Origin of the sequence: Pantoea sp. 18059 (assembly GCF_902706165.1) — a bacterium.
GTDB lineage: Bacteria > Pseudomonadota > Gammaproteobacteria > Enterobacterales > Enterobacteriaceae > Pantoea > Pantoea agglomerans.
Genome location: NZ_CACSJS010000001.1, coordinates 545,031 through 564,975, shown reverse-complemented (window position 1 = coordinate 564,975; position 19,945 = coordinate 545,031). Strand labels below are relative to the sequence as shown.

Here is a 19,945-nt window from a genome sequence, read left to right as displayed (position 1 = left end):
ACTCTGCCGCGTTTATCCTGCAAAAATGAGAATCAGATGCTGTCGAATAAAGGGTTTATGCCCTACCTTGCCCTGCTGAGCATGCTGGGCTTTTTAGCCACTGATATGTACCTGCCCGCCTTTGGTGCGATGCAGCAAACCTTTAACACTTCACCCGGTCTGATCAGCGCCAGTATGAGTCTCTTCCTGGGCGGCTTCGCCGTGGGTCAGCTCTTCTGGGGACCGCTTTCCGATCGCATCGGTCGTAAACCGGTGCTGCTGTCCGGACTGGCCATGTTTGGCGCTGGCTGCGCAGGCATGCTGTGGGTGAATGATATCTATCTGATGCTGGCGCTGCGTTTTGTCCAGGCGATTGGCGTCTGTGCCGCTGCCGTAAGCTGGCAGGCGCTGGTGGTGGATCGCTACCCTGCAGCGCGCGCTAACAAAGTCTTTGCCACCATTATGCCGCTGGTTGCGCTCTCTCCGGCGCTGGCTCCGCTACTGGGTGCCTGGCTGATCGGCCACTTCCACTGGCGTTCGATTTTCCTGGTGCTGACCCTGATTGCGGTGGCGTTGATTCTGACCACGCTGCGTCTGCCCACCGTGCGCAAGGCCGCGGGAGAAAAAGGTGCGCAGCCCGGCTTTTTCACGCTGCTTAAATCACGGGTCTACAGCGGCAACGTGCTGATCTACTCCGCCTGCTCAGCCAGCTTCTTTGCCTGGCTGACCGGATCGCCCTTTATTCTGGCGGATCTGGGTCTGTCGCCCGCCGATATCGGTCTGAGTTATGTGCCCCAGACGCTCGCCTTTTTAATTGGTGGCTTCGGCTGTCGCACCCTGCTCAACCGCTTTAACGGCGCACAGTTGCTGCCCTGGCTGCTGGCCGTCTACAGCCTGAGCATTCTGGCGCTGTTTGCTGTTGCGCTTGCTGGCAGCAGCACGCTGGTGAGTCTGATGGTACCGTTCTGCGGTATGGCGCTGGCTAACGGCGCGATCTATCCGATTGTGGTGTCCAGTGCGCTGATGCCCTTCCCAACCGCTACCGGTAAAGCCGCCGCGTTGCAGAATACACTGCAGTTAGGACTCTGTTTCGCTGCCAGCCTGGCAGTGTCGGCCGGTTTAACGCAGCCGCTATTTACCACCACACTGATGATGACGGTGACAATTGTGCTGGCGCTGTTGGGTTACGCCATGCAGCGTGCCGCAAGCGCACAAACTGTTGTTGCCTCTGCGCAAACTGCCTGCCAGGATAATCAGTGACACACTGACTTTTTAGTTAGCGCCCTAACAATAAGTTATTGAATATTGACCCGCGTGAGCATATACTCATCCGGGTCAACAAATCTGTAATAAATCAACAATATAATAACGTAATAATCTGATTGGCACCCTGCTGCCGGGACGGTATTCGCGCGCGTTATTCTCACCTTACCCGACCTGCTGCAGGCTGTTCCAGTCCTCTGTATCACACAGATAACCGGTTTGCGGAGCCATCCGCATCGTTTCTCATTGCCTGAATAAATTGGCTACTCTTTGTTCAGGTTCAGATTGGACAGGTGGTGGAAAATCTATGAGTTCATCTTATGCAGAAGAAGTGAGCCTCGAAGAAAACCATTGGTATCGCATCGTTCATGAACTGCTGGAAAAAGCGGATATCGAAATTAATGGTTCACGTCCCTGGGATATTCATATTAATCATCCTGGTTTTTTTAAACGTGTTCTGCAGGAGGGCTCTCTTGGGCTCGGTGAGAGCTATATGGATGGATGGTGGGAGTGTGACCGGCTGGATATTTTCTTCCACCAGGTACTTAAACATAAACTCGATCAGCAGCTGCCTCATCACTTCAAAGATACGCTGCGCATTGCCGCCGCACGCTTAACCAATCTGCAGTCAAAAAAACGGGCGTGGATTGTCGGTAAAGAGCATTACGACCTGGGCAACGACCTCTTTTCACTGATGCTCGATCCCTATATGCAATACTCCTGTGGCTACTGGAAAAAGGCGACGACACTGGCGACGGCGCAGGAAGCCAAGCTGGATATGATCTGCCGTAAATTAGCGCTGGAACCCGGAATGTCACTGCTGGATATCGGCTGTGGCTGGGGCGGACTCGCGGAATTTGCCGCACGTTATTATGGCGTTAAAGTGCATGGCGTGACGATTTCCGCCGAACAACAGAAACTGGCGCAGCAGCGCTGCAGCGGATTAGACGTCACGATTCTGTTGCAGGATTATCGCGATCTGAATGAGCAGTTTGATCGTATTGTGTCGGTGGGTATGTTTGAACATGTCGGACCGAAAAATTACGCGACCTATTTTGACGTGGTCGATCGTAATTTAAAGCCTGACGGTATTTTCCTGCTTCACACCATCGGCGCAATCAAAACTGATATGAGTGTCGATCCCTGGATCGATAAATATATCTTCCCCAACGGCTGCCTGCCTTCGGTGCGCCATGTGGCCGATGCCAGCGAGCCCCATTTTATTCTGGAAGACTGGCACAATTTCGGCGCAGACTACGACAAAACACTGATGGCCTGGCATGAACGCTTTTTGCAGGCCTGGCCAGAGCTGGCCGATAAATATGGCGAACGCTTTAAACGGATGTTCTCCTATTATCTGAATGCCTGTGCCGGTGCCTTCCGGGCGCGTGATATTCAGCTGTGGCAGATCGTGTTCAGTCGCGGCGTTGAGGGGGGATTACGGGTGGCGCGGTAGGGGTTAAAAAGCGGGCAATTAAGAAGGCGCTGCCCCGGCTGAACACTTGAAAAGAAGGGCCTGCTTTGCTTTAAGAGAGAGCATTGCGTAAGGAACAGGGTCAGATCGGAAAGTCGCAAAACCTGTCATTCCTGACACGCCCGGCCCACGCGATTACGCACCTCATCCTGAGGTGCGCACGTTGCCGGGCCAACGCTTTGCGTTGTTCAAAAACGCTCCTGACGTTTTTGTCCATGGCGTGGGACGCTTTCCTCTTCTGACCCGGCGCCCTGCGCTTTTATAATGCTGACAGAGTAAAACCGATTGGGCTGTCTGCGGTGCTTACGCGCCTTTTATTAACTCTCTGTCGTTGACTGGCCGGTCAGCATGCTCATCGCCGCCGCGGCATCGCGCTGTGCTAACACCCGCTCAACAGTCTCCACGATTGCCTGCGTGTGCGGATCGATTTCAATATTCACCCGGTCGCCAAAGGTCTTCGCCCCCAGCGTGGTACGCTCCAGTGTTTCCGGGATCAGATAGACGCAGAACTTAGTCTTAGTCACATCGCCTACCGTCAGGCTGATACCGTCGATGCCGACAAACCCTTTATGCAGAATATATTTCATCTGCGCCGCATCCTGGATTTTAAACCAGACCTCGCGGTTATGTTCTGACTGGATGATCTTGCAGATTTCAGCGGTGGTCATAATATGACCAGACATCAGATGTCCGCCTATTTCATCGCTGAATTTCGCTGCACGCTCAATATTGACCACATCGCCCTGACATAAATCGCCAAGGTTAGTCACCCGCAATGTCTCTTTAATTAAATCAAAACTGACGCGGTCGCCTTCAATTGCCGTTACGGTTAAACAGCAACCGTTATGGGCTACGGATGCGCCCAGCGCCAGACCCGGTAAGAGCTCTTCCGGCAGGCGGACAGTGTGGGTGCGAAACAGTTCTTTCTCTTCAATGGACACGATTTCTGCGGTGCCCTGCACAATACCGGTAAACATAGTCTTTGCCTCTGCGAAGTTTACGCTAGTTTATCACAGCTCAGGTCGGCTGTTAGATTTCAGCCCGCACCGCCGCTTTATAGCGGAGCAAACCGCATTGTGTGACAAAGATTGGCGAATTCTGTTACGCCAGTTACACTAGCTTGCGAAATTCCCCGGGCTTCCTGCCCCTTTTAATTCATTCAATAAGTCAGGTGTTAACGTGCAGAAGTATTTAACAGAAGCGCGTCAATTGCTGGCCCTTGCGATTCCGGTCATCCTTGCTCAGGTGGCTCAAACCGCAATGGGATTTGTGGATACCATTATGGCCGGCGCAGTCAGCGCCACGGATATGGCCGCCGTTGCTGTCGGCACCTCTGTCTGGCTACCGGCCATCCTGTTTGGTCATGGTCTTCTGCTTGCATTGACGCCCACCGTTGCGCAACTCAATGGTTCTGGCCGCCGCGAACGCATCGGTGAACAGATCCGCCAGGGATACTGGCTCGCCTTTTTCGTCTCCCTGCTGATTATGGTGCTGTTGTGGCATGCCGGTTATCTTATCCGGGCGATGCATGACATTGATCCAGTGCTGGCGCTGAAGGCAGAAGGCTATCTGCATGCCCTGCTGTTCGGCGCGCCTGGCTACCTCTTCTTCCAGGTGCTCCGCAATCAATGCGAGGGGCTGTCGAAAACCAAACCCGGCATGGTGCTGGGCTTTTTAGGCCTGATGTTCAACATCCCGCTTAACTATGTCTTTATCTATGGCCACTTCGGCATGCCAGCCCTGGGCGGTGTCGGCTGCGGCGTGGCGACCGCCTCGGTCTACTGGGTGATGTTTATCTGCATGCGCTTCTGGGTGCGCCGGATGGGTAGCATGCGCGATATCCGTATGGAGAGCCGCTGGTCACCCCCTTCCCGTCCGATTCTGAGCCGCCTGATGACGCTGGGATTGCCGGTGGCGCTGGCACTCTTCTTTGAGGTCACGCTGTTCGCCGTTGTCGCCCTGCTGGTTTCGCCACTGGGCATCGTTAACGTGGCCGGTCACCAGATTGCGCTCAATTTCAGTTCACTGATGTTCGTATTGCCGCTGTCGCTGGGTGTCGCGACCACCATCCGCGTCGGTTATCGTCTGGGCCAGGGCTCCACCGAGCAGGCACGGGTCGCGGCCTGGACCGCACAGGGTGTAGGCATCAGCATGGCGGCGCTAACCGCCATTTTTACCGTGACGTTCCGTCATCAGATTGCCCTGCTCTATAACGACAACCCTGAAGTGGTGACGCTGGCGGCACAGCTGATGTTGCTGGCGGCAATTTATCAGTTCTCAGACTCGATACAGGTGATTGGCAGCGGGATCCTGCGCGGCTATAAAGATACGCGGTCGATTTTCTTTATTACCTTTATCGCTTACTGGCTGCTGGGGCTGCCAGCCGGTTATCTGCTGGCGCTGACCGACTGGGTGGTGCCGCGCATGGGACCTGCGGGCTTCTGGTGCGGCTTTATTATCGGCCTGACCTCGGCTGCGGTGATGATGATATGGCGCATCAGACGGTTACAGCAATCACCGGCGGAAATTATCCTGACGCGTGCAGCGCGATAACGTTCGAGGCGGGTCATTCATGGCCCGCAATGACGAAAAAAACGACGGTTAGCACAGTTGCTGTGCAGTCATGGCGAAAAAACTATTTTCCCCTTGCCAGCCTCACACGCTGCCGTTAATATTCTTCCCCGCTGTCGCCCTGACAGCATGTTGCGCTCTTAGCTCAGTTGGTTAGAGCACCACCTTGACATGGTGGGGGTCGATGGTTCGAGTCCATTAGAGCGCACCAAGTGCGTCCGTAGCTCAGTTGGTTAGAGCACCACCTTGACATGGTGGGGGTCGGTGGTTCGAGTCCACTCGGACGCACCAATATTCAGTATGCGCTCTTAGCTCAGTTGGTTAGAGCACCACCTTGACATGGTGGGGGTCGATGGTTCGAGTCCATTAGAGCGCACCACTTTCAGAATTCCTTCAGCTTGCGCAACTCCACTTTTATTGATCTGCATCGCTTCCCCCTTCTGCTTTTTGATTGGTTTTCGCATACTTAGCGTCTATACTGTCCCGCGTTGCTTACTTGAAAGGTTTCAGCGATCACGTGCTTACTGCGATAACTCAAATGATTTGCGCAACAACAGCGTGGTGGTTACCAACCGTAACCGCACAACTTCCCTGCACGCCTGGCCTTCGTCACCTATTCTTACTCAGTACTGCCCATTTCAGTCTCAATCAGAAATTTCACTTCGATGCGCTGCCATCGGATTCCGCCCTTATTCATCCATCACAACTTACAGAAAATCCGTCATGAAAAAGACTAAAATCGTTTGTACAATCGGCCCGAAAACCGAATCCGAAGAGATGCTGACTCAGCTGCTTGAAGCTGGCATGAATGTTATGCGTCTTAACTTCTCTCACGGCGACTACGCTGAGCATGGTCAACGCATCACCAACATGCGTGCCGTTATGCAGAAAACCGGCCGTCAGGCCGCTATCCTGCTGGATACCAAAGGCCCTGAAATCCGCACCATGAAACTGGAAGGCGGCAACGATGCGGCTCTGAAAGCGGGTCAGACCTTTACCTTTACTACAGACCAGAGCGTGATTGGCAACAGCGAGCGCGTTGCGGTGACCTACCCGGGTTTCACTGCTGACCTGAAAATCGGCAACACGGTGCTGGTCGATGATGGCCTGATTGGTATGGAAGTGACCGAAGTCACTGAAAATACCGTGGTGTGTAAAGTCCTGAACAATGGCGATCTGGGCGAAAACAAAGGCGTTAACCTGCCAGGCGTCTCTATCCAGCTGCCAGCACTGGCCGAAAAAGATAAGCGCGACCTGATTTTTGGCTGTGAGCAGGGCGTAGACTTCGTCGCCGCCTCTTTCATCCGTAAACGTTCAGACGTGCTGGAAATTCGCGAGCACCTGAAACAGAACGGCGGCGAGCATATCCAGATCATCTCCAAAATCGAAAACCAGGAAGGCCTGAACAACTTCGACGAAATCCTCGAAGCCTCAGACGGCATCATGGTTGCGCGTGGCGACCTGGGCGTTGAGATCCCGGTTGAAGAAGTGATCTTCGCGCAGAAGATGATGATCAAAAAATGTAATAAAGCACGCAAAGTGGTCATCACGGCTACCCAGATGCTCGATTCCATGATCAAGAACCCGCGCCCTACCCGCGCAGAAGCCGGTGACGTGGCAAACGCCATTCTCGACGGTACCGATGCTGTCATGCTGTCAGGTGAGAGCGCCAAAGGCCGTTATCCGCTGGAGTCGGTCACCATCATGGCGACCATCTGTGAGCGTACCGATCGCGTGATGAAGTCCCGCATCGACAGCCAGAGTGATAACCGCAAAATGCGTATCACAGAAGCCGTCTGCCGTGGTGCTGTAGAGACCGCTGAGAAGCTGGAAGCGCCACTGATTGTGGTTGCTACCGAAGGGGGTAAATCTGCTAAAGCCGTACGTAAATATTTCCCGAACGCGACCATCCTGGCACTGACCACCAATCCGATGACTGCCCGTCAGCTGATCCTGAGCAAAGGGATTGAGACACGTCTGGTGACTGAGATCGCTTCAACCGACGATTTCTATCGTCTGGGTAAAGAAGCGGCGCTGGAAAGTGGCTATGGCCAGAAAGGCGATGTCGTGGTACTGGTGTCAGGCGCATTAGTACCAAGCGGAACTACCAACACCGCTTCTGTACACGTTCTGTAAAACTCTCTCTGACCATTATTTTGAAGCGCCTTTATCGGGCGCTTTTTTTTATTTCTACTTAAACCAAATGTCAGAAAATTCCAATCGAAAATAACTATTCAAATACTCTTAATATTAAGGTTAATCCGATTAAATCTCTCTGTTTTCGCTAAATTTTTTTATCATATTCTGTGATTCGCTGCTTCTTTGAGCGAACGATCAAATTTAAGCATCTTCTCATCAAAAATTTATTCTCAACTTAAAAAGCTTTGTGTAATACTTGTAACGCTACATGGAGATTAACTCAATCTAGAGGGTATAAATAATGAATCGTACTAAACTGGTACTGGGCGCGGTAGTTCTGGCTTCAACTATGCTGGCTGGTTGCTCAAGCAACGCTAAAATCGACCAGCTGTCTTCAGACGTTCAGACTCTGAACGCTAAAGTTGACCAGCTGAGCAACGACGTGAACGCAGTGCGTTCAGACGTTCAGGCTGCTAAAGATGACGCAGCACGCGCTAACCAGCGTCTGGACAACCAGGCTCACTCTTACCGTAAGTAAGAGTTCTGGTTTAAAAATGGCGCCTTTATGGCGCCATTTTTTTTGCTCCGAATTCAGTGCCCTTCACAGGCACTTATCCGGTCAGGGCTGAACCGCGTTACCCTCAGCCTGTGTCACCGGGCTATCAGCCCCCACAGATGCGCTCTCCAGCCCCGCAGGCGGCACGGTATCACTCTGCACCGGCTCCCCACTGCTGACCAGCACAGGCATGCCTGAGCGTCGCGCTAAGCTGGCTTTAATCAGCGCACTATCACTCTTCTCACTTTTCATAAACTGCTTCACTCCGGCAGTGAGTGCAATCGGCATGGTCTGCGGATCGTCTTTGTCGTTGCGTGACAGCGGCTGATGCACTTCCACGTAGCGTTTCCCATCCGGCTCTACAGCGTATTTCACCGGCTGATTGATGATCTGTACCCGCGTCCCTTTCGGGGCTGAGTTAAACAGCGCTTCGATATCTTCTGAACGCAGACGTATACAGCCTGAACTGACGCGCATGCCGATGCCGAATTTCGCATTAGTGCCATGGATCAGATACTGGCCGGTGCCGCGCGCCAGACGCATGGCAAACTGCCCCATCGGGTTATCCGGTCCGGCGGGGACCACGCCAGGCAGCGTAATGCCCTCTTTGGCGTAGCGTTTGCGGATGTTCGCCGTGGGCGTCCAGGTGGGATTAGGGATCTTCTGGCTGATCTGCGTCACCATCACTGGCGTGGCCGCACCCAGCTGGCCAATGCCGATGGGATAGACAATGACCTTATCCTCCCCTTTGGGATAGTAATAGAGACGAAGCTCGGCCAGATTCACCACAATCCCTTCGCGCGGCGTATCAGGCAGGATCATCTGTAGCGGCACCGTCAGCTGGGTGCCCGCTTTGGGCAGCCAGGGATCGGTACCGGGATTGGCCTCCAGCATGCTCAGCAGGCCGACCTGATAGCGCGCCGCAATCGCTTCCAGAGGTTGTTTATTGTCAGGAACCTGAGTCAGGACGTTTTCGCCAATCAGGCGACTGTCAGGTGGTGGCAGCGGATATTCGGTGGCGAACGCGGGTGCAGAGAGCCCAAAGCAGGTCAGCAGCAATGCACCGGCTAAACGTAAAGCAGGTTTCATGCAATTTTCTCGTCAGATAAAAAAACAGACGCCGGATGGCGTCTGTGGAGTGTAACTTAGCTGAGGTTCTGAGCGGTATGGCGAATAGACCGAATCATCGCCTCCAGCCCCTGCGACCGGGTGGGCGTCAGGTGCTGCATCAGTGCCAGTTCGCCAAACCAGTGGCGCACATCCAGCGCCAGGATATCGGCGGGCGGCAGGTTCTGATAGAGGCTAAATACGATAGCAATCAAACCTTTAACGATAGCGGCATCGCTGTCGCCTTCAAACGCAATGGAACCATCCGCCTGCGGGGTCATTCTGATCCACACCTGACTCTGACAACCCGAAATCACGTTCTCCGGCTGGTGCAAGGTTTCAGAAGATTCCGGAAGCTTTGAACCCAGCTCAATAATGTAGAGGTACTTCTCTTCCCAGTTAGCGCAACGGTTGAAGTTGCGAACCAGTTTCTCTTTTTCAGGCAAATTCGCCATCAGTGACTCCGTTAAAACTGTTCAGCCGCCCAGCAGACGATGAATGCGCGTCAAACCGGCAGCCAGACGATCCACTTCCTCTTCACTGTTATAGAACGTGAAGGAGGCACGGCACATCGCCGGTACATTGTAATGCTGCATCAGCGGCATCGCGCAGTGATGTCCGGTGCGGATGGCAATGCCATATTGATCCAGGAAGCTGCCGACATCGTAGGCGTGATGTTTACCGAGATTGAAGGCGATAACGCCAGCTCGTGACTGCGGACCGTAGATCTGGATATCCGGAACGGTGCCCAGTTTATCGAGCGCATAGTTCATCAGTGCCGTCTCGCGCTGATGAATCGTATCCAGTCCCAGCGCCTGCACATAGGCCATCGCCGCACCAAAGCCGATAATACCGCCGGTATTCGGCGTACCCGCTTCAAAGCGCCACGGCGCACTGTTCCAGGTGGTGCCGGTAGGCAGCATGACGCGCTCAATCATTGAACCGCCCCCTTCCCATGGTGGCATCTCATCCAGCTGCGCTTTGCGGCCGTAGAGAATACCCACGCCGTTCGGTCCATAGAGTTTATGGCTGGAGAAGGCGTAGAAGTCGCAGCCGATATCCTGCACATCAACCTTGTCATGCATCACCGCCTGGGCACCATCCACCAGCGTGATGACGCCAGCCGCTTTTGCCTGAGCAACGATCGCTTTAACCGGGTTAACCGTGCCGAGCACATTTGAAACATGCGTCACCGCCAGCAACCGCGTACGGCTGTCGATCAGCCCCGCCAGTTGCTCCAGCGCCAGCTCACCGTTGTCATTTAATGGCAGGACACGCACTTCTGCGCCGGTGCGCTGGGCCAGCATCTGCCATGGAACGATATTGGCGTGATGCTCCATCTCAGTGATGATCAGGTTATCGCCAGCCTGGAGGTTACTGCTGCCCCAGGTGTTCGCCACCAGATTGATGCCTTCGGTGGTGCCTTTGACGAAGACAATCTCTTCCTGTGACTGCGCATTGATAAAACGGGCAGCCTGATCGCGCACGTTCTCCATGTCGCTGGTCGCCTGCTGGCTCAGCGTATGGATACCACGATGCACGGCCGCATAGCCGTGCTGATAGAAATGACTCTCGGCGTTAATCACCGAGAGTGGACGCTGTGCGCTGGCCGCACTGTCAAGATAGGCCAGCGGATGACCGTTGACCTCACGCTTCAGGATAGGAAAATCAGCCCTGACGCGTTCGAGATCGAAGTTCATCATATGTCGCCTCCGGGAAAACGTTGCGCGATACGCTGCAGCACGGCCTGACGCATCACCTCATTTTCCAGTGTTTCGGTCAGTTCTGCGGCAAACGCATGAATAATCATGGTCTGTGCAGCATCCTGCTCAATACCGCGCGAACGCAGGTAGAACATCTGCTCATCATCAATACGACCGATGGTGGCACCGTGGCTGCACTTGACGTCATCCGCATAAATTTCCAGCTGCGGTTTGGTATCGACTTCTGAGAGCTTGCCCAGCAACAGGTTGTTGTTGGTCATCTGCCCGTCGGTCTTCAGCGCATGCTGTGCCACTTTAATGTGGCCGTTAAACACCGCACGGCCTTTGTCACGCACGATGGTTTTATGCATCTGGCGGCTGACGCAGTAGCCCTTGTTGTGCTCCAGGTAAGTACGGGTATCCGCCACTTCCTGTTTCACCGGCAGCACCAGGCTGTTGATAGCCAGCGTGGTGTTTTCGCCGTTCAGCTGGGTACTGGTGTTGTGACGCGACAGCCCGGCACCCAGCAGGAAGCTGGTGCTGCTGACCTGGCCATCATTGCCAATGACCAGATCGTTATGCGCAAAGTGATAGCTAGCGCTGCTTTCAAAGGCCAGCTTCGTGTGCGTCAGTTTTGCATTGTCGCCTACCGCAAAGGTAAAGCGCGTGCCGGTGAAATGGGCGCGCTCATCCAGTGAAACGTAGTGCTCAATCACTTCCGCTTCGGCACTCTCTTCCAGCTGCAGGTGATGACGATAGTGAACCGTGTTCATACCCGTCTGCTGACCGCTGGTGATGTGCAGCAGATAGACCGGACGCGCAGCGGATTTACCGCGTGCCAGACGCAGGGTCGTCACCTCTTCTGCCAGACTTTCTGTCAGATGCAGGAAGACTTCAGGCTGAACCGCAGCAGGCAGCGGACGGCGCTCGGCGGCCACGCTGTGCTGAACCTCAAACAGTTCGCAGTCGCGACTGCTGAAGGCTGGCTGGAACTGACCGTCAACATAGACCAGACGGATCGCATCCAGCGGCAGCGCCAGTGCATCAACCTGTTCAGCGCTCAGGGTCTGCGGCGCGTCAGGCAGTACAAACTGCTGTGACAGTAAGGTGTCCAGCGGCGTGTACTTCCAGTTTTCGTGCTTGCGGGTTGGCAGGCCAACGCGCATCAGTTGCTGCCAGTGCTGCTGTGCCTGCAGAGAACGCACGTCGCCACGCGACTCAAACAGGTGATGCCACTGTTGCAGCACAGAATCACTCTTCGTCGGTAAGCCAGCCATAACCTTGCTCCTCCAGCTGTTTCACCAGCGAGAAGTCGCCAGATTTCACGATTTTGCCCTGATACAGAACATGAACGAAGTCTGGCTTGATGTAATCCAGAATACGCTGGTAGTGGGTCACGATGATAAAGGCACGCTTCTCGTCGCGCAGGCTGTTTACGCCATTCGCCACGATTTTCAGCGCATCGATATCCAGGCCTGAGTCGGTCTCATCCAGGATGCAGAGTTCTGGCTCCAGTGCCGCCATCTGCAGGATGTCGTTACGCTTCTTCTCACCGCCGGAGAAGCCAACGTTGACTGAGCGGGTCAGCAGATCTGCCGGCATCTTCAGCAGCTCAATTTTCTCTTCAATGAAGTCCTGGAAATCGAAGCGATCCAGCTCTTCCTGCTGACGATATTTGCGTACCGCATTGACCGAGGTCTGTAAAAAGAACTGGTTGCTGACGCCCGGAATTTCTACCGGATACTGGAATGCCATAAAGATGCCTTCACCGGCGCGCTCTTCAGGGGCCAGTTCCAGCAGATCTTTACCTTTGAAGCTGACCGAACCGCCGGTTACTTCATAATCTTCACGGCCTGCCAGCGTCGCTGACAGGGTGCTTTTACCTGAGCCGTTCGGGCCCATGATGGCATGCACTTCGCCGGGTTTAATTTCTAGATTCAGGCCACGCAGAATGGCTTTATCTTCAACACTGACCTGCAAATCTTTAATGCTTAACATACTTATTCCTTCACATTGCTTCCGGCAACGCGTGTGACGGCATCAGCCCACACTGTGCTCAAGGCTGATGGCTAACAATTTCTGGGCTTCCACAGCAAATTCCAGTGGCAACTCCGAGAATACGTCTTTACAGAAGCCGTTCACGATCATCGAGATGGCGTCTTCTTCACTGATACCGCGTTGCAGACAGTAGAACATCTGATCTTCGCCGATACGTGATGTCGTGGCTTCATGCTCAAGCTGAGCGGTATTGTTGCGGGTCTCCACATACGGGAAAGTATGTGCGCCGCAATCAGGACCGATCAGCATCGAGTCACACTGCGTAAAGTTACGGGCATTGGTCGCGGTTGGCATGATTTTCACCAGCCCGCGATAGGTGTTCTGACTTTTACCGGCCGAAATCCCTTTGGAGATGATGGTCGATTTGGTGTTTTTACCAATGTGGATCATCTTGGTGCCGGTATCGGCCTGCTGACGACCGCTGGTCAGTGCCACTGAGTAGAATTCACCCACTGAATAGTCCCCGCGCAGAATGCAGCTTGGGTATTTCCAGGTGATAGCAGAGCCGGTTTCAGACTGTGTCCAGGACATCTTGCTGTGGTCACCTTCACACAGCGCGCGCTTGGTCACGAAGTTCAGGATACCCCCCTCACCTTCGCCGCCTGGGAACCAGTTCTGAACCGTCGAATATTTCACTTCGGCATTTTTGTGGATGATGACTTCCACCACGGCCGCGTGCAGCTGATAGGTGTCACGCACTGGCGCTGAACAGCCTTCGATGTAGCTGACGTAGCTGTCTTCATCGGCAATCAGGATGGTGCGTTCGAACTGACCGGTTTTCGCTGCGTTGATGCGGAAATAGGTCGACAACTCCATCGGGCAACGCACCCCTTTCGGGATATAAACGAAGGTGCCGTCAGAGGCGACTGCCGAGTTCAGCGCTGCAAAGAAGTTATCGTTCGCCGGAACAACCGTGCCGAGATACTGCTTCACCAGCTCCGGGTGCTCCTGGATCGCTTCGCCAAAGGAACAGAAGATAATCCCCTGCTCCGCCAGCTTGCCGCGATAGGTGGTCGCCACCGAAACGGAGTCAAAAATGGCGTCAACCGCCACTTCACGGCCTTCACGCACCGGGACACCCAGCTGATTAAAGGCGTTTTCCACTTCCTGTGTCAGATAATCGCTGGCTGGCGCACTGCCTGAAGCCTGCAGTGCACCGGGTTCTGATGCGCAGCTGTCATCACAGTTGCCGCAGGAAGGCGCGGAGTAGTAGCTGTAATCCTGGTAGTCGAGTTTTTCGTAGTGCGCTTTCAGCCAGTGTGGCTCTTCCATTTCAAGCCAGGCACGAAACGCTTTAAGACGAAACTCCAGCATCCACTCTGGCTCGTTACGCTTGGCCGAGATCGCCCGCACCACATCTTCATTGATGCCGTTGGCAAATTCTTCGGTTTGCAGTTGGGTAAAGAAGCCCTCTTTGTAGTTGAGCTTGCCTTCCCAGATTTGTACATCGTCAGATGTTTCGCTGTGTCGTGACATATTTCACTTACTCGACGCCAAAGCTCTCACCGCACCCGCAGGCGTGCTGAGCTTTAGGGTTATTGAATTTAAAAATCTGATTCAGGCCTTCACGAACGTAGTCCAGTTCGGTGCCATCAACGAATGGCATCGCCTGTAGCGGCACAAACAGCGTTGCGCCATGGAATGAGAACTGCAAATCATCCTCGACTGGCTCTTTCACCAGATCCATGACGTAACCAAACCCGGCGCAGCCGGATTGTTTTACGCCGAGCCGCAGACCCTTGACATCGGGGTCCTGAGCCGCCAGATTGAGAATTTGTTGCGCTGCGGTTTCAGTCAGCGTCAGCCCTTTCCAGACAAAATCGTCAGGTGAGAAAGAGTCTGTATTAACGGATGCCATGTTGATACCTCTTGAGTCCGGACCTTTTCAGGCTATCCCCCTATGGTAGTGATCTGACCAATCACTTCAACCTCTTGTTTTGCAGGGATAATCATCTTGTGCGATTTTATTTGCTTAATTATTAAGCATAGCCTCTTCAGCTCACCTTGTGGTGAGCGCGTCAGCATAAATAAGCCAGTGTTAACCTATTAATAAATCACTCTTTTTTAAATAACCATTTTTGATAAAAATGCTTATTGATAGGTTACGCCTTTCTGCGATGTAAACAGATTGTTATTTCCGATTATACCGACAGGCAGGATAAATCGATAAATTTTTCTGCCCGCCAATTGCAATCACCGCCCAATTGAATATGATAATTATTATCATTCACATTCAGGGTGGCGTTATGACGCTTTCTGTCTCAGCCTGGCTGCAGCACAAAATCGACGAATATCAGTTTGCGGTGCGTGATATCACCGTCGACTTTTATATGGCGCAGGCAAAACTCGACCGGGCCGACTGCACGATTCATCAGCTACGTCAGTTTAACGATGCCTGTCAGGATATGGCAGAAATCTGCCAGTTGAACGGTGACGACCAGAGTTACCTGCATGCCATGGGTAAACTGCATCACCGACTGGTGCAGGAGATGGGAAACAGCGATCGCGATCGCCTGTTTCGCCTTCAGGCTTATCAACTGGCGCGATTGTCCCTGACCCGCCTCTGCCATCAACTGGCAATGGTCGGGGAGTGGAACCAGGCCACTGCGCTGCAAAGTGACTTCATGCGTCACGCAGGCTGGATATTCTAATCCAGCCAGGGCGTGACGTCGCGCACAATTTTTTTACATTAGCTCTAACAGTGCCTGAAGCGGATGACGCATTCCGTTGCCCTCTACACGCTTGACCTGACTGCGGCACGAATAGCCGGTGGCCAGGCAGCGCTGGCGTGGCAGTCGCTGAAGCTGGGGATGCCAGGAGAGCGCGTAGATCCCCAGCGAGTTTTCAAGGTTCTTACTTTCGTGACCGTAGGTGCCTGCCATACCGCAGCAGCCAACATTGATGTTCTCCAGCTTCGCGCCAAAACGGGAGAAGATCGCCTGCCACTGATTCGGTGTGGAGGGCAGCGCGGTCACCTCGGTGCAGTGTGCAAACAGATACCAGGATTCTCCGCCCGTGGCCTGCACGTCACGCTCTGCCAGTGCACGCTCTAACCACTCATGTACCAGCAGGACGTTAAAGTCGCCGCGTGATTCGCCCAGCGTCTGACGATATTCATCGCGATAGCAGAGCACCGTGGCCGGATCGACGCCGACCATGGGCAACCCCAGTTTTGCCACCCGATTCAGGAAATCGGCGGTGCGGGATGCCGTGCGGGCGAAACGGTGCAGGAAACCTTTCACATGTTGCGCTTTGCCATTTGGCGAGAATGGCAGGAGCACGGGCCGGTAGCCCAGTTTCTCAATCAGCCTGACAAAATCGTTAACCAGCTGCGCCTCATAGAAGCTGGTAAAAGGATCCTGCACCACCAGCACACAGTTTGCGCGTTCAGCGGCTGACAGCCCTTCCAGCTGCTCCAGCGTCATGTTCATGGCGGGATGACCACTGAGCTGCTGTTTCAGATTAGGGGCCGAAAGCAGCGGCAGATCGACCATACCAATATGGGTTTTACTTATCTCTTTCAGCCACGGCTGGCGCAGGAAGAAGTTAAATACTTTCGGTGCTTTCGCCATCAGCGGCGCATAGCCCTCTACTGCTGCCACCAGGTGATCGCTGACCGGACGCAGATACCGGGTGTGGTAGAGCTGTAAGAAGCGCGAGCGGAAAGCGGGCACGTCAATTTTAATCGGACACTGGGTGGAGCAGGCTTTGCAGGCCAGACAGCCCGACATCGCCTCTTTCACCTCGTGCGAGAAGTCATACTCCCCTTTGCTGGCGTGCCAGCTATTGCGGGTACGGGCAATCAGGGTGCGAAGCGACAGCCGATTTTCAGGCAGCTGCTTTTCCAGGGTGAGCGGATCGACGCCCTGCCCGGCCAGCAGCCGCAGCCACTCCCGCGTCAGTGTTGCCCGCCCTTTGGGCGAGTGAATGCGGTTGCGGGTGATCTTCATGGAGGGACACATCGGGCTGCGGGCATCAAAGTTAAAACATAACCCGTTGCCGTTACACTCCATCGCGCCTCGCCATTCATCCCGGACCGTTAACGGGATCTGACGATCATAGGTTCCGCGCTTCACCGCATCGACCTGCATCATTTCATCATTACTGTTGTATGGCGTACAGATCTTGCCCGGGTTCAGGCGATTGAGCGGATCAAAGGCCGCTTTGATGCGGCGCAATTCGTTAAACAGCGTCTCACCGAAGAATGCCGGACTGTACTGGGCTCGAAACCCTTTGCCATGTTCACCCCACAGCAGGCCGCCGTAGCGCGCTGTCAGCGCTACGACTTCGTCGGAGATCTGTTTCATCATCATCTCCTGCTGCGGATCGCACATATCCAGCGCCGGACGCACATGCAGTACACCTGCATCGACGTGACCAAACATGCCGTAGCTCAGCCCGTGGCTGTCGAGCAGCGCGCGAAACTCGACGATGTAGTCCGCCAGTTTTTCCGGCGGGACCGCGGTATCTTCCACAAAGGGAATCGGTTTAGCCCGGCCTTTGGCATTTCCCAACAGACCCACCGCTTTTTTACGCATGTTATAAATGCGTTCAATGCCATCCAGGTCGTTACAGAACTGATAGCCAATCACGCCGCCCTGCTGCTGCGCCATCAGTGCGTCAAGGCGGCCACAAAGCTGTTCAATCTGCTGATCGATCAGCGCGGCGTTGTCACCGGCAAACTCAACAATATTCAGACCCAGCATCTCTTTGTCGGGTACATCGGCGATCAATTCGCGCACCGAGTGCCAGACAATATCTTCGCGCGCCAGGTTCAGCACCTTAGAGTCAACGGTCTCTACCGAGAGCGCCTGCGCTTCCACCATAAAAGGCGCATTGCGCAGGGCGGAGTCAAAGGAGTCATATTTGATATTCACCAGTCGGCGCACTTTAGGCAGCGGCGTGATATCAAGCCGCGCTTCCGTGACAAAGGCCAGCGTGCCCTCTGCGCCGCACAGCAGGCGCGTCAGGTCAAAGGTTTGCATATCGTCGCTGAAGACATGGCGCAGGTCATATCCGGTCAGGAACCGATTCAGCTTTGGAAACTTTTCCAGAATCAGCGCACGATGCTCGCGGCAGCGCGTCAGCACCTGCTGATAGAGCCGGCCTTCGGGCGTAGCCGTCTGCGCCAGGGTTTCAGCCAGCGCGGTGGCCATTGGACGCGTATCAAGGATATCGCCGCCCAGCAGCACGGCGCGCAGGCCCAGCACATGGTCCGAGGTTTTGCCATAGACCAGTGAGCCCTGGCCGGACGCATCGGTATTAATCATGCCGCCCAGCGTGGCACGGTTACTGGTGGATAACTCCGGCGAGAAGAAAAAGCCGAATGGCTTCAGCCAGGCGTTAAGCTGATCTTTGATCACCCCCGCTTCAACCCGCACCCAGCCCTCATCCGTATTGATCTCCAGGATACGGTTCATGTAGCGCGACATATCCACCACAATCCCCTGATTCAGCGACTGACCGTTGGTGCCGGTACCGCCGCCGCGCGGGGTAAATACCAGACTGGCAAAGCGCGCTTCTCCGGCCACGCGGGCGAGCAGCGCAACATCCGCAGTCGAGCGCGGAAAGAGCGCCGCGTCGGGCAGCAATTGATAGATGCTGTTATCGGTGGAGAGTGAGAGACGATCGGCATAGCTGGTTGCCATGTCACCGGTAAAACCCTGCTCTTTCAACGACTCAAGGAACGTCAGCACCAGTTGAACGAGGCCCGGTGCCTGCGAAATCTGTGGGATCATGATTGTCTGACCGAAGGTGTTGTAAACGTTTGCGTTTATAGATTAGCGATTTCTCGTTTTATCATATTTTTCCTGCGCCTGCCCTTTTTTCAGAAAAGGCAAAAACCTTTCTCCGCAACTCTGTTTAAACCTCAGCAAATAGATCATGATAAAAACCGGCATCCGAATGCCTGAAAATGAAGGATTAAGACGAGGTTATGAGTCAATGATGAAAAGCCAGTACCGGGATATGGATTTACCGCAAATACTCTTCACCCTGATGTTCATTCTGCTGCTGATTGTCGCCTGTTTATGGGTCGTGCAGCCGTTTATTCTGGGCTTTGCCTGGGCCAGCATGGTGGTGATTGCCACCTGGCCATTGATGCTGAAATTCCAGCGACTGTTATGGGGACGCCGTTCCCTGGCGGTGATCGTGATGACACTGCTGCTGCTGCTGCTGTTTATTATCCCTATCGCCCTGCTGGTCAGCAGCCTGATTGATAACAGCGCGCCGGTGATTGCCTGGGTTACCCAGGGGCATATGATGCCGCGACTGTTATGGCTCAACGATGTACCGATGGTCGGCAAGAAGCTTTATGTCAGTTATGACACGCTAGTGGCGAGCGGCGGTGCCGGCGTCATGGCGAAAATACAGCCCTATATCGGCCGTACCACCGGCTTTTTTGTCGCGCAGGCCGGTCATTTCGGACGCTTTATGATCCATCTGGGCGTGATGTTACTGTTCAGCGTGCTGCTTTACTGGCGTGGCGAACAGGCTGCCCAGGGCATTCGTCACTTTGCTTTCCGCATGGCGGGACGGCGCGGTGATGCCGCCGTACTGCTGGCGGCGCAGTCCATTCGTGCCGTGGCGCTTGGCGTAGTGGTGACGGCGCTGGTGCAGGGCGTGCTGGGCGGTATCGGTCTGGCGATCTCCGGCATTCCTTACGCCACGCTGTTGACGGTACTGATGATCCTCTGCTGTCTGGTACAGCTCGGCCCGCTACTGGTGCTGGTTCCCGCCATTATCTACCTCTACTGGAGCGGAGATACGACATGGGGAACGGTGCTGCTGGTCTGGAGCTGTGTGGTCGGCACGATGGATAACGTGCTGCGCCCGATGCTGATCCGTATGGGTGCCGATCTGCCGATGATCCTGATTCTTTCTGGTGTTATTGGTGGACTGTTTGCGTTCGGGATGATTGGTCTGTTTATCGGGCCAGTGGTTCTGGCGGTCTCTTATCGTCTGGTTTCCGTCTGGGTTCATGAAGCGCCTGCCCCGGATAGTGACCAACTGGCCGTGGCTGATGCCCTGGCCGATCACGATGATATCCCGCCTGCTGCATGATGGGATGAATAACCCGCAGCGCCGCTACCCCTA

General features: G+C 54.4%; 16 protein-coding genes and 3 tRNA genes. 10 read left to right on the top strand and 9 right to left on the bottom strand.

Annotated features, from left to right (window positions below):
* Nucleotides 1-36: 36 nt before the first annotated feature.
* Nucleotides 37-1,239 carry a purine nucleoside transporter PunC gene (gene punC / locus GVJ63_RS02635; RefSeq protein WP_033771637.1) on the top strand — a complete coding sequence of 401 codons (1,203 nt, stop codon included), beginning with the start codon at nucleotides 37-39 and terminating at the stop codon, nucleotides 1,237-1,239.
* A gap of 310 nt (nucleotides 1,240-1,549) precedes the next feature.
* Complete coding sequence (cfa, locus tag GVJ63_RS02630) at nucleotides 1,550-2,698, top strand: cyclopropane fatty acyl phospholipid synthase (protein WP_122888933.1); 1,149 nt, start codon at nucleotides 1,550-1,552, stop codon at nucleotides 2,696-2,698.
* A gap of 335 nt (nucleotides 2,699-3,033) precedes the next feature.
* Here the strand turns inward: cfa and GVJ63_RS02625 are convergent, their stop codons facing one another.
* Nucleotides 3,034-3,693 (bottom strand): riboflavin synthase subunit alpha, encoded by a 660-nt coding sequence (locus GVJ63_RS02625; RefSeq protein WP_159226380.1) that lies wholly within the window; start codon nucleotides 3,691-3,693, stop codon nucleotides 3,034-3,036.
* Between the two features lie 202 nt (nucleotides 3,694-3,895).
* Here GVJ63_RS02625 and GVJ63_RS02620 point away from each other — a divergent pair, with 202 nt between their 5' ends.
* The 6 genes from GVJ63_RS02620 (at nucleotide 3,896) to GVJ63_RS02595 (ending at nucleotide 7,964) form a co-directional block, all read left to right on the top strand.
* Nucleotides 3,896-5,269, top strand: a complete 1,374-nt coding sequence (locus GVJ63_RS02620; RefSeq protein WP_022625743.1) for an MATE family efflux transporter — start codon at nucleotides 3,896-3,898, stop codon at nucleotides 5,267-5,269.
* Between the two features lie 152 nt (nucleotides 5,270-5,421).
* Nucleotides 5,422-5,498 (top strand) — tRNA-Val (locus GVJ63_RS02615).
* Nucleotides 5,499-5,501: 3 nt separating this feature from the next.
* Nucleotides 5,502-5,578: transfer RNA gene (locus tag GVJ63_RS02610), tRNA-Val, on the top strand.
* Nucleotides 5,579-5,589: 11 nt separating this feature from the next.
* Nucleotides 5,590-5,666: transfer RNA gene (locus GVJ63_RS02605), tRNA-Val, on the top strand.
* Nucleotides 5,667-6,010: 344 nt separating this feature from the next.
* Nucleotides 6,011-7,423: a pyruvate kinase PykF gene (gene pykF / locus GVJ63_RS02600; RefSeq protein WP_010245613.1), complete on the top strand. Its 1,413-nt coding sequence runs from the start codon at nucleotides 6,011-6,013 to the stop codon at nucleotides 7,421-7,423.
* A 304-nt stretch (nucleotides 7,424-7,727) separates the two neighbouring features.
* On the top strand, nucleotides 7,728-7,964 hold the full coding sequence (locus GVJ63_RS02595) for a major outer membrane lipoprotein (protein WP_003853216.1): 237 nt from the start codon (nucleotides 7,728-7,730) through the stop codon (nucleotides 7,962-7,964).
* An 81-nt stretch (nucleotides 7,965-8,045) separates the two neighbouring features.
* Here the strand turns inward: GVJ63_RS02595 and GVJ63_RS02590 are convergent, their stop codons facing one another.
* Genes GVJ63_RS02590 through sufA form a run of 7 tightly spaced genes read right to left on the bottom strand, consistent with a single transcriptional unit; the run spans nucleotide 8,046 to nucleotide 14,708 of the window.
* The gene (locus GVJ63_RS02590; RefSeq protein ID WP_010670037.1) at nucleotides 8,046-9,071 is read right to left on the bottom strand and encodes a L,D-transpeptidase family protein; all 1,026 of its coding nucleotides are present in this window, start codon (nucleotides 9,069-9,071) and stop codon (nucleotides 8,046-8,048) included.
* 56 nt (nucleotides 9,072-9,127) lie between these two features.
* Nucleotides 9,128-9,544: a cysteine desulfuration protein SufE gene (gene sufE / locus GVJ63_RS02585; RefSeq protein ID WP_010245623.1), complete on the bottom strand. Its 417-nt coding sequence runs from the start codon at nucleotides 9,542-9,544 to the stop codon at nucleotides 9,128-9,130.
* 21 nt (nucleotides 9,545-9,565) lie between these two features.
* Complete coding sequence (sufS, locus tag GVJ63_RS02580; protein WP_159226607.1) at nucleotides 9,566-10,789, bottom strand: cysteine desulfurase SufS; 1,224 nt, start codon at nucleotides 10,787-10,789, stop codon at nucleotides 9,566-9,568.
* Nucleotides 10,789-12,069, bottom strand: a complete 1,281-nt coding sequence (sufD, locus tag GVJ63_RS02575) for a Fe-S cluster assembly protein SufD (RefSeq protein ID WP_159226379.1) — start codon at nucleotides 12,067-12,069, stop codon at nucleotides 10,789-10,791. The genes sufS and sufD overlap by 1 nt, the downstream gene beginning before the upstream one ends.
* On the bottom strand, nucleotides 12,044-12,790 hold the full coding sequence (sufC, locus tag GVJ63_RS02570; protein WP_010245631.1) for a Fe-S cluster assembly ATPase SufC: 747 nt from the start codon (nucleotides 12,788-12,790) through the stop codon (nucleotides 12,044-12,046). The genes sufD and sufC overlap by 26 nt, the downstream gene beginning before the upstream one ends.
* Nucleotides 12,791-12,832: 42 nt before the next feature.
* The gene (sufB, locus tag GVJ63_RS02565; protein ID WP_010245634.1) at nucleotides 12,833-14,326 is read right to left on the bottom strand and encodes a Fe-S cluster assembly protein SufB; all 1,494 of its coding nucleotides are present in this window, start codon (nucleotides 14,324-14,326) and stop codon (nucleotides 12,833-12,835) included.
* A gap of 7 nt (nucleotides 14,327-14,333) precedes the next feature.
* On the bottom strand, nucleotides 14,334-14,708 hold the full coding sequence (gene sufA / locus GVJ63_RS02560) for a Fe-S cluster assembly scaffold SufA (protein WP_010245637.1): 375 nt from the start codon (nucleotides 14,706-14,708) through the stop codon (nucleotides 14,334-14,336).
* Nucleotides 14,709-15,096: 388 nt separating this feature from the next.
* Here sufA and GVJ63_RS02555 point away from each other — a divergent pair, with 388 nt between their 5' ends.
* The gene (locus GVJ63_RS02555; RefSeq protein ID WP_010670035.1) at nucleotides 15,097-15,501 is read left to right on the top strand and encodes a hypothetical protein; all 405 of its coding nucleotides are present in this window, start codon (nucleotides 15,097-15,099) and stop codon (nucleotides 15,499-15,501) included.
* 33 nt (nucleotides 15,502-15,534) lie between these two features.
* Here the strand turns inward: GVJ63_RS02555 and GVJ63_RS02550 are convergent, their stop codons facing one another.
* The gene (locus GVJ63_RS02550; protein ID WP_010670034.1) at nucleotides 15,535-18,588 is read right to left on the bottom strand and encodes an FAD-binding and (Fe-S)-binding domain-containing protein; all 3,054 of its coding nucleotides are present in this window, start codon (nucleotides 18,586-18,588) and stop codon (nucleotides 15,535-15,537) included.
* Nucleotides 18,589-18,793: 205 nt separating this feature from the next.
* Here GVJ63_RS02550 and ydiK point away from each other — a divergent pair, with 205 nt between their 5' ends.
* The gene (gene ydiK, locus GVJ63_RS02545; RefSeq protein ID WP_033767089.1) at nucleotides 18,794-19,912 is read left to right on the top strand and encodes an AI-2E family transporter YdiK; all 1,119 of its coding nucleotides are present in this window, start codon (nucleotides 18,794-18,796) and stop codon (nucleotides 19,910-19,912) included.
* Nucleotides 19,913-19,945: the final 33 nt, after the last annotated feature.

Excerpts from the sequence above, each read along its gene's own strand:
- sufB (WP_010245634.1), bottom strand. The coding sequence starts at position 14,326 with ATGTCACGACACAGCGAAACATCTGACGATGTACAAATCTGGGAAGGC.
- sufA (WP_010245637.1), bottom strand. The coding sequence starts at position 14,708 with ATGGCATCCGTTAATACAGACTCTTTCTCACCTGACGATTTTGTCTGG.
- sufS (WP_159226607.1), bottom strand. The coding sequence starts at position 10,789 with ATGAACTTCGATCTCGAACGCGTCAGGGCTGATTTTCCTATCCTGAAG.
- pykF (WP_010245613.1), top strand. The coding sequence starts at position 6,011 with ATGAAAAAGACTAAAATCGTTTGTACAATCGGCCCGAAAACCGAATCC.
- cfa (WP_122888933.1), top strand. The coding sequence starts at position 1,550 with ATGAGTTCATCTTATGCAGAAGAAGTGAGCCTCGAAGAAAACCATTGG.
- GVJ63_RS02555 (WP_010670035.1), top strand. The coding sequence starts at position 15,097 with ATGACGCTTTCTGTCTCAGCCTGGCTGCAGCACAAAATCGACGAATAT.
- GVJ63_RS02550 (WP_010670034.1), bottom strand. The coding sequence starts at position 18,588 with ATGATCCCACAGATTTCGCAGGCACCGGGCCTCGTTCAACTGGTGCTG.
- sufD (WP_159226379.1), bottom strand. The coding sequence starts at position 12,069 with ATGGCTGGCTTACCGACGAAGAGTGATTCTGTGCTGCAACAGTGGCAT.
- sufC (WP_010245631.1), bottom strand. The coding sequence starts at position 12,790 with ATGTTAAGCATTAAAGATTTGCAGGTCAGTGTTGAAGATAAAGCCATT.
- sufE (WP_010245623.1), bottom strand. The coding sequence starts at position 9,544 with ATGGCGAATTTGCCTGAAAAAGAGAAACTGGTTCGCAACTTCAACCGT.
- ydiK (WP_033767089.1), top strand. The coding sequence starts at position 18,794 with ATGATGAAAAGCCAGTACCGGGATATGGATTTACCGCAAATACTCTTC.
- punC (WP_033771637.1), top strand. The coding sequence starts at position 37 with ATGCTGTCGAATAAAGGGTTTATGCCCTACCTTGCCCTGCTGAGCATG.
- GVJ63_RS02595 (WP_003853216.1), top strand. The coding sequence starts at position 7,728 with ATGAATCGTACTAAACTGGTACTGGGCGCGGTAGTTCTGGCTTCAACT.
- GVJ63_RS02590 (WP_010670037.1), bottom strand. The coding sequence starts at position 9,071 with ATGAAACCTGCTTTACGTTTAGCCGGTGCATTGCTGCTGACCTGCTTT.
- GVJ63_RS02625 (WP_159226380.1), bottom strand. The coding sequence starts at position 3,693 with ATGTTTACCGGTATTGTGCAGGGCACCGCAGAAATCGTGTCCATTGAA.